The organism is Variovorax sp. WDL1 (assembly GCF_001541225.1).
In the GTDB taxonomy this organism is placed as follows: Bacteria; Pseudomonadota; Gammaproteobacteria; order Burkholderiales; family Burkholderiaceae_C; genus Variovorax.
The window spans coordinates 64,791-72,756 of the sequence record NZ_LMTS01000164.1; the positions used below are offsets into that span (position 1 = coordinate 64,791).

At 70.0% G+C, this 7,966-nt stretch carries 7 protein-coding genes; 1 reads left to right on the forward strand and 6 read right to left on the reverse strand.

Translation table 11 applies throughout. The features are described from left to right. Positions 1-102 precede the first annotated feature (102 nt). Genes APY03_RS23215 through APY03_RS23240 form a run of 6 tightly spaced genes read right to left on the reverse strand, consistent with a single transcriptional unit; the run spans position 103 to position 6,843 of the window. Complete coding sequence (locus APY03_RS23215; RefSeq protein ID WP_068680481.1) at positions 103-1,077, reverse strand: NAD(P)H-dependent flavin oxidoreductase; 975 nt, start codon at positions 1,075-1,077, stop codon at positions 103-105. A gap of 6 nt (positions 1,078-1,083) precedes the next feature. After that, positions 1,084-2,070, reverse strand: coding sequence for a tripartite tricarboxylate transporter substrate binding protein (locus APY03_RS23220; protein WP_068680483.1), 987 nt, complete (start codon positions 2,068-2,070; stop codon positions 1,084-1,086). A gap of 29 nt (positions 2,071-2,099) precedes the next feature. Further along, the gene (locus APY03_RS23225) at positions 2,100-2,978 is read right to left on the reverse strand and encodes a crotonase/enoyl-CoA hydratase family protein (protein WP_068680485.1); all 879 of its coding nucleotides are present in this window, start codon (positions 2,976-2,978) and stop codon (positions 2,100-2,102) included. A 10-nt stretch (positions 2,979-2,988) separates the two neighbouring features. Next, the gene (locus APY03_RS23230; protein WP_068680487.1) at positions 2,989-4,518 is read right to left on the reverse strand and encodes an acyl-CoA synthetase; all 1,530 of its coding nucleotides are present in this window, start codon (positions 4,516-4,518) and stop codon (positions 2,989-2,991) included. A gap of 13 nt (positions 4,519-4,531) precedes the next feature. After that, positions 4,532-5,668 (reverse strand): acyl-CoA dehydrogenase family protein, encoded by a 1,137-nt coding sequence (locus tag APY03_RS23235; RefSeq protein ID WP_068680489.1) that lies wholly within the window; start codon positions 5,666-5,668, stop codon positions 4,532-4,534. A 14-nt stretch (positions 5,669-5,682) separates the two neighbouring features. Then, entirely contained in the window at positions 5,683-6,843 is a 1,161-nt protein-coding gene (locus APY03_RS23240) for an acyl-CoA dehydrogenase family protein (protein ID WP_068680490.1), read from the reverse strand. Between the two features lie 69 nt (positions 6,844-6,912). Between APY03_RS23240 and APY03_RS23245 the strand changes: the two genes are divergently transcribed. Then, positions 6,913-7,665: a FadR/GntR family transcriptional regulator gene (locus APY03_RS23245; protein WP_068680491.1), complete on the forward strand. Its 753-nt coding sequence runs from the start codon at positions 6,913-6,915 to the stop codon at positions 7,663-7,665. The last annotated feature ends 301 nt before the right edge of the window (positions 7,666-7,966 follow it).

A 7,966-nucleotide genomic window follows, 5' to 3' on the forward strand; every position in this document is an offset into this window, starting at 1 on the left:
CACAACAGCAACGTCCGAATCAGGCAATAGAGCGCCCCCACTCCAGCCCTTCCCACGACGGAAAGCTAACAACGCAAGGCCGCGTTTCGACACCCGACCGCCTCATCCCGCCACAAGCACCGCCGCCGCAGCGAGCCGCGCGCGACACTGCCCGACCATGCGCTCGATCAACTCGCCGCAACTCGGGATGTCGTCGATCAACCCCGCCACCATTCCGGCCCAGATCAGCCCGTTGCGCGTATCGCCGCTCTCCAGCGCAGCGCGCCCGCGCTGCCCGTTGACCAGCGGCCGCAGCACCTCGAAGGCCGCGCCGCCCGGACGGCGCTCCAGCTCGAGCACCTCCTCGGACACGGGATTGAGCAGCACCCGCGAGCTGTTGCGCAAGGTGCGCATGATCAGCCGCGTGTCGTTCTCGCGCGCGGCGATCAGCGCCTGCTTGACGTCCTCGTGCACCGGCGCCTCGCGCGTCGCGACGAAGCGCGTGCCCATGTTCACGCCTTCGGCGCCGAGCGAGAGCGCCGCCGCCATGCCGCGCCCGTCCGCGATGCCGCCCGAGGCGATCACCGGCACGCGCAGCGCCGACGCCGCGGCAGGGATCAGCACCAGCCCGGGCACGTCCTCCTCGCCGGGATGGCCCGCGCATTCGAAGCCGTCGATGCTGACGATGTCCACGCCGCGCTTCTCGGCGGCCAGCGCATGCCGCACCGAGGTGCACTTGTGCACGATGACGACGCCGGCCGCATGCAGGCGCTGGAAGACGGCCTTCGGCACGTTGCCGGCCGTCTCCACCACGCGGATTCCCTGCGCCAGGATCACGTCGAAGATGCGCTCGTAAGGCGGCGGGTTCACCGTCGGCAGCATGGTGACGTTCACGCCGAAGGGCTGGTCCGTCATCGTGCGGCAGCGCTCGATCTCTCGGGCCAGGTCCTCGGGGGTGGGCTGAGTGAGCGCGCCGAGCGTGCCCAGTCCGCCCGCGTTGGAGACGGCAGCCGCCAGCTCGGCACGGCCCACCCATTGCATGCCGCCCTGCACGATCGGGTAGCGGATGCCCAGCAGTTCAGTGACGCGGTTCTTCATGAGTCCTCAATCCAGTCTGATGTCGTTCTCGCGCGCGATCCGGGTCCAGCGCTTCAGGTCTTCCTGGAGGAACTGCGCGAACTCCGTGTTGGTGTTGGCGACAGGCTCGTAGCCGAGCGCGTAGATCCTGGCCTGCACGTCGGGCATGGCCACGATCCGGCGGATCTCCTGCACGTACTTCTCGACGATCGGCGCGGGCGTGCCGGCCGGCAGGAACATCGCGCCCCAGCCGGGCAGGTTGATGTCGGGATAGCCGGCCTCGGCGAAGGTGGGCAGGTCCGGGAAGGTCTTCAGGCGATGCGGCGCAGCGACCGCGATCAGCTTGACCTTGCCCGTGGCGAGCTGGTTGGCGTAGAAGCCCACCGAGCCGTAGGCGAGTGCGATGTCGCCGCTGGCGACGTCGACGAACGAGGCAGCCTCCCCCTTGTAGGCGGCATGCTTGATGCGGATCCCCGCCGCCTTGTTGAGACCCTCGCCGATCAGGTGTGCGCCCGAGCCGACGCCGTAGCTGCCGAAGGTGTATTTCTCGGGCGCCTGCTTCGCGAGCCGGACCACGCCCGCCAGGTCGCTGACCGGCAGCGCCGCATTGGCCGCCAGCGCGATCGGGAAGCTGGCCACCAGCGACACCGGCGCCAAGTCGCCCATCTTGTACTGCGGGTTGGCTTGCAGCACGATGTTCTGGACGAAGCCGCTGATGGTGAAGAGCGACGTATAGCCGTCCGGGGGCGACTTGGCGACCGCGGTGGTCGCGAGGATGGTGTTGGCGCCCGGCTTCGATTCCACGATGACCTGCTGGCCCCATGCCTCGGTGAGCTTGGCGGCGACCAGGCGTGCGAGCACGTCGAGGTTGCCGCCGGGCGCGGTGGGGATCACGATGCGCACCGGCTTGCCGGGGAAAGGCGCATCCTGGGCGGCCGCGGGCAGGGCCGCCGTTGCAAGCGCGGCGGCGGTGGCGAGAAGCGCGCGGCGTGCGCGCGAGAAGTGCTTCGGCATGCTCGTCTCCTTGTCGGGGGTAAGCGGGATCACCAGCTCGGCCGCGCGACACCATCCCCGAAGGGCTCGTCGCGCTTGCGCACCGCGGCCTTGAAGCCCAGCGCGGCCACGTCGGTATCGAAATCCTTCTTGGCGCGCGACAGGTGTGCGCGCGCGTCCATCTCGGCCGCCAGGCGCGGCAGCGTGCCCGCACCGGCCAGCTCCAGCGCCAGGTTGACGATGCGCTTGTTCGTGGCGAGCAGCTCGGGGTCGACCGTGGCGAGCCGGCGCGCCAGCGTCATCACCTCGTCCTCGAGCCGCGCGGCGGGCGCGCTCGCCACTGCCAGGCCGATGCGTGCCGCGTCGGCGCCGCTCACCACGTCACCGGTGAGCAGCAGGCGCTTGGCCCACTGCGGGCCGACGTTGTAGAACCACATGTGGTTGGGCGGCGAGCCCATGGCGCGCGTGGCGGGAAAGCCGATGCGCGCGTCGTCGGCCGCGATCACCAGGTCGCAGTACAGCGCGAGGTCGGTGCCGCCGGCCACGCAATGGCCGTGCACCTTGGCGATCACCGGCTTGTGGAGCACGAAGGCGGTGCGCAGCAGCTCCTGGAAGCGCTCGAGCTTCCACGCGTCGTCGTCGAAGGAGCCGCTGCCGCTGCGGTACTCGAGGGCTGCGGCGTCCTCGGCGGCGTAGCGCGCATAGGCCGACTTCATGTCGTAGCCGGCGCAGAAGTCCGGGCCCGCGCCCTCCAGCACGATCACGCTCACCGAGCGCAGGTCGTCGGCCTCCAACAGCGCGCCGCGCAGCTCGGTGAGCAGCTCCCACGACAGCGCATTGCGCCGGTCGGGACGGTTGAGGGTGATGCGCGCCACCCGCTCGCGCACGTCGAGCACGAGGTGCTCGGTGGACTGCAGCCACTTGCCCATCGCGCCCTCCTCAGATCTTGCGCCCGGCGTCCTGCCAGAACGGATCGCGCAGCCGCCGCTTGAAGATCTTGCCGCTGTCCTCGCGCGGCAGCGAGTCATGGAAGTCGATGCGGCGCGGCACCTTGTACTTGGCGATGCGGGCCCGCAGATAGTCCCGGATCTCCTCCGCGCCCAGTTGCGCGCCGGGCATCAGCTCGACCGCCGCGGCGAGCGATTCGCCGAAGTCCTCGTCGGGAATGCCGAATACGGCGCAGTCCTTCACGCCGGGGCATTGCGTCAGCACCATCTCGATTTCGGCGGGGTAGATATTGGTGCCGCCGAAGATCACCATGTCGGAGCGGCGGTCGCACAGGTACAGGCGGCCCTCCTTCATGTAGCCCACGTCGCCGAGGCTGATGAGTCCGTCGCGTTCCACGCTCCTTCGCTTCTCCTCGTGGTTGAGGTAGGTGAAGTCGGCATAGGCCGGCACGCGCGCGTAGATCTCGCCGGTCTCGCCCTCGGCAAGGCGCTGGCCCTGCTCGTCGTAGAAGGCCAGTTGCGTGCCGGGCGTGGGCACGCCCACGCAGCCTGGGTGCTCGAGCCAGTCCTGCGGCGTGGCGAGGGTGGCGGTGCCGACCTCGGTGCCGCCGTAGGTCTCGTAGACCACCGGACCCCACCAGTCCATCAGATCCTTCTTCACCTCGCGCGGGCAGGGCGCTCCGGTGTGCGTGACCCAGTTGAGCGAGCTCACGTCGTAGCGGTTGCGCACCTCGGCCGGCAGCTTGAGCATGCGCACGAACATGGTCGGGACCATCACCGCGTTGTCGATGCGGTGCTTCTCGATCAGCGCGAGCGTCTCTTCCGGATCGAACTTGGACTGGAGCACCAGCACCTCGGCCGTCATCAGCGCGTGGCGGCCATAGGCGTTGGGCGAGGCGTGGTAGAGCGGGCCGCTCACCAGCGCGCGGACGCCGGGCTTCATGCCGTACACGCTGGCGAAGAGGTCTGCGTAAGCCTTGCTTTCGTCGGGCGTGGCGGGCTGGCGCTTGACACCCTTGGGATGGCCCGTGGTGCCGGAGGTGTAGATCATCGTCGCGCGGCTGCGTCGCGGCGGTGCCTGCAGCGGCTCGAAGCGCTGCGCCCAATCGCGCCACACGGTATCGCCCGGCCGCGGCTGGGCGAGGCGGGCCGGAACGTCGTAGTGCGCCTGGATCTCCGGTGGCGTCGGCACCACGAAGATGCGGATGCCCGCGGGAACCAGGGCGCGGATCGGCTCGAGCAGGTCGGCGTGCGCCACCAGCACCTTCGGCTTCGCGTCCTCCAGCACGTAGATGAGCTCGTCGCTGCGTCCGTGCCAGTTGAGCGGCACCCCGTAGGCGCCGACCGCCGCGGCGGCCTGCTGCACCTCGAAGAAGGCGAAATCGTTGCGAAGCAGGAGCGCGACAGTGTCGCCCTCCTGCACGCCGAGCTGTTCGAATCCGGTGGCGGCCTGCTGTGCGACGCGCAGCACCTCGTCGCGCGTCATGCCGCGGCCGTCCAGGTAGATCATCGGGGTGCTCATGAGCTCGTGTTCCTCAGTTCAGGGTGGCCGCGAGGCGCGCGGCGTGGGCATCGGCATCGCCGAACAGCTGGTCCAGCACGTGAATGCGACGCAGGCAGTGGCCCACCGCGTATTCCTCCGTCATCCCGATGCCACCGTGCAGCTGGATCGCGCCGTGCGCCACCTGGCGCCCATTGCGGGCCACCGACAGCTTGGCGCGGTGCAGGTCCAGGGGCGCGTCGTCGCCCTCGGGGGCGTCGGCCGCGACGGCCGCGGCCATGGCCATGCTGCGCGCCATCTCCAGGCACACCAGCATCTCGGCAGCGCGGTGCCGCAGGGCCTGGTTCTCGCCGATGAGGCGGCCGAACTGCTTGCGCGTGCGCAGGTAGTCCATCGCGAGTTCGTACGCCGCCTGGGCGGCGCCCGTCATGTCGGCGCAGGCGGCGGCGATGCCGGCGGCCACGGTGCCTTCGATGGCGCGACGCGCATGCGCCGCGTCGAGCGGATCGGACAGCGGCTCGGCCTTGGCTTCGCGCAGCGCGAGCTCGCCCGCAGCGGTGTCGTCGACCAGCCGGAACTCGCGCAGCGCAACGCCGGGATCCTTCGGGTCCACAAGGAAGAGGGCGCAGCCGTCCGGATCGCCCGCGACGCCGCTGACGCGCGCGCTCACGACGATGTGCTGCGCGAGGCCGGCGGCCAGCACGTTCGACTTGATGCCGTCGAGCACCCAGCGGCCATTCCTGCGCTCGGCGCGCGTCTCCACCCACAGCGGCGCGTGCCGGCCGGCGGACTCGTCGTGGGCCCAGGCCAGCACGAGTTCGCCGCTCGCCATGCGGGGCAGCAGGCGCGCCTGCGTGGCCTCGTCCGCGCCCAGGCGCAGGGCGGTGCCTGCGAGTACCGTGCTTGCGAGAAAGGGCTCCATCGACAGCGACCGGCCCAGCGCCTGCATCACGGGCAGCAGGTCGCGCGCGCCGCCGCCGAAGCCGCCGTGCGCCTCGGGCAGCGGCAGTGCGGTCACGCCCAGCTCGGCGAGTGCGGCCCAGGCCTGGTCATCGTGCGCCGCCCCGGAGGCCACCAGCGCGCGGCGCTGCTCGAAGGTGCTGCGGTCGGCCAGCATGCGCTGCAGGCTTTCCGCCAGCGCAGCCTGGTCCTCGTTCAATTCGAAATTCATGTGCGTGCTTCCCCTCAGCCGACGATGGCCTTGGCCAGGATGTCTTTCTGCACCTCGGTCGTGCCGCCATAGATGGAGGCGGCGCGCGAGTAGAAATAGCGCGGCGCCAGCGGGCCGTGGGTCACGTCATCCGCGGCACGGCGCTCCAGCCCGCCGGGGCCGGCGATGCGCGCCAGCAGCGCGTTGATCTCCTGCTGCAGCTCGGTGCCCTTGAGCTTGAGCACGGAGGCGAAGGCGGGCAGGCGTTGCTGCTCGCTCTGCGTGAGCAGGAAGCGCCAGTTGGTGATCTCCAGGGCCCGGATCTCGGCGTCGAGCCGGGCGATCTCGCCGCGCAGCCCGGCGTCGTCGAGCAGGGGCCTGCCGGCCTGCGCGTGGCGCGCGGCGAGCTCGCGCGCATGGTCGAGCCGCTCACGGCACAGGCCGACATTGGCGATGCCGGTGCGCTCGTTGACAAGCAGGTACTTCGCGCAGTCCCAGCCCTTGTTCTCCTGCCCCACCAGGTTGCCCGCGGGCACGCGCACCTCGTCGAAGAACACTTCGTTCAGATGGTGCTCGCCATCGATGGAGCGGATTGGACGGATGGTGATGCCGGGCGTGCGCAGGTCGATCAGCAGGAAGGAGATGCCCTCCTGCTTGCGCGCCTCGCTGTCGGTGCGCACGAGCGCGAACACCCAGTCGGCCAGGTGCGCCGTGGTGGTCCAGATCTTCTGGCCGTTGACGACGTAGTGGTCGCCATCGCGGCGTGCGCTGGTGCGCAGGGAGGCCAGGTCGGAGCCGGAGCCGGGCTCCGAGAAGCCCTGGCAGAACCACACGTCGAGGTTGGCGAGGCGGGGCAGAAAGTAGTCGCACTGTGCGGGCGTGCCGAACTTCATCAGCACCGGCCCGAGCATGCCGACGTTGAACACCTGCGGCAGCGGCGCAGGCGCGCGGTAGATCTCGTCGAGCAGGATCAGCCGCTCCATCGGCCCGAGGTCGGCGCCGCCGTAGCGCCGGGGCCAGTGCGGCGCGGCCCAGCCGCGTTCGTTGAGGATGCGCTGCCAGGTCACGGTGTCCTGCTTGCGCGGTGGATGGCCGGCGCGCAGCCGTTCGCGGATCTCCGCGGGCAGGCGCGACCGGATGAAGGTGCGCACCTCGTCTCTGAAGGCGCGCTGCTCGGTGGTCAGGTCCAGGTCCATGGTGAACCATCTTATGGTTCAACCAATGAATATGCAATACTGTGGAACCCCAAAAAGGACATCCGCTCCATGTCGAACGAATCGCTCTACCAACCCGTGCGCACGCGCCGCGGCTTCGAGGCCGTGTGCGACCGCATCCGCGACCAGCTCATGAGCGGCGAGCTGAAACCGGGCGACCGGCTCCCCGGCGAGCGCGAACTGGCAGAGCGCTTCGGCATCGGCCGCGCGGCCGCGCGCGATGCACTGCGCAGTCTGGAGGTCTCTGGCGTGGTGGAGGCGCGCAAGGGCATCAACGGCGGCTTCTACATCCGAAGCGGCGGCAGCGGCGGGCTGGCGCAGACGATGCAGGACATGGTGTCGCTCGCGCAGGCCTCGCTGGAGAACGTGATGGAGGCACGCACCGAGATCATCTGCGTGGCGATCCGCCTGGCGTGCCCGCGCGCCACCGACGAAGAGTTCGATGCAATCCAGCAGGACATCGACCTGCACACCGACCTGTTCCGCCTGGGGCGGGCGTCGCGCAACACGCAGTCCGTGATCGAGTTCTACCGCCTGATCGCGCTGGCCACGCACAACCCGCTGGTGCTGATGATGGTGGACGCGCTGTCCGAGGTTTACCGCGCCATGCTCGCCAGCGTGGACCCGCGGCCGAACAAGAACATCATGGTCGTGCGCCAGCGGGTGCTGGACCTGATGCGACAGCGCGATGCGCAGGCGGCCTCCGACGCGATGGCCGAGCACCTGCGGTACGTGATGGAGTACCTGGTGAGTGAGCGCGACAAGAAGTTGAGGCGTCCGGGCTCGCCGCGCTCTGCTCGATAGGGCTCGAAATCAACACGTTGCGTTCGCTTGCCCCCTTGATTGCTGGGCGGGTGGGGTGTACACGTGTGCGCGCCGCGCAAGGCGGTCTGCGGCCCGGGCTCCTGCTGGGGCGGTCGGCGCTTCGCACCGACTCCGTTGCGGTGCTCGCCTGGGGGCGGCGCCGCAGAACTCGCTACGCGCCCTGCGGGCGCTGCGCTCAGACAGCTGCGGCGAGTCAGATCACGAAGCGCGCCTGTCCTTCGGCAGGCGCGCCCGCCCCCAGGCTGCGCTCCTCACCGCCCCAGAAGTCGCCCGGTCCGCA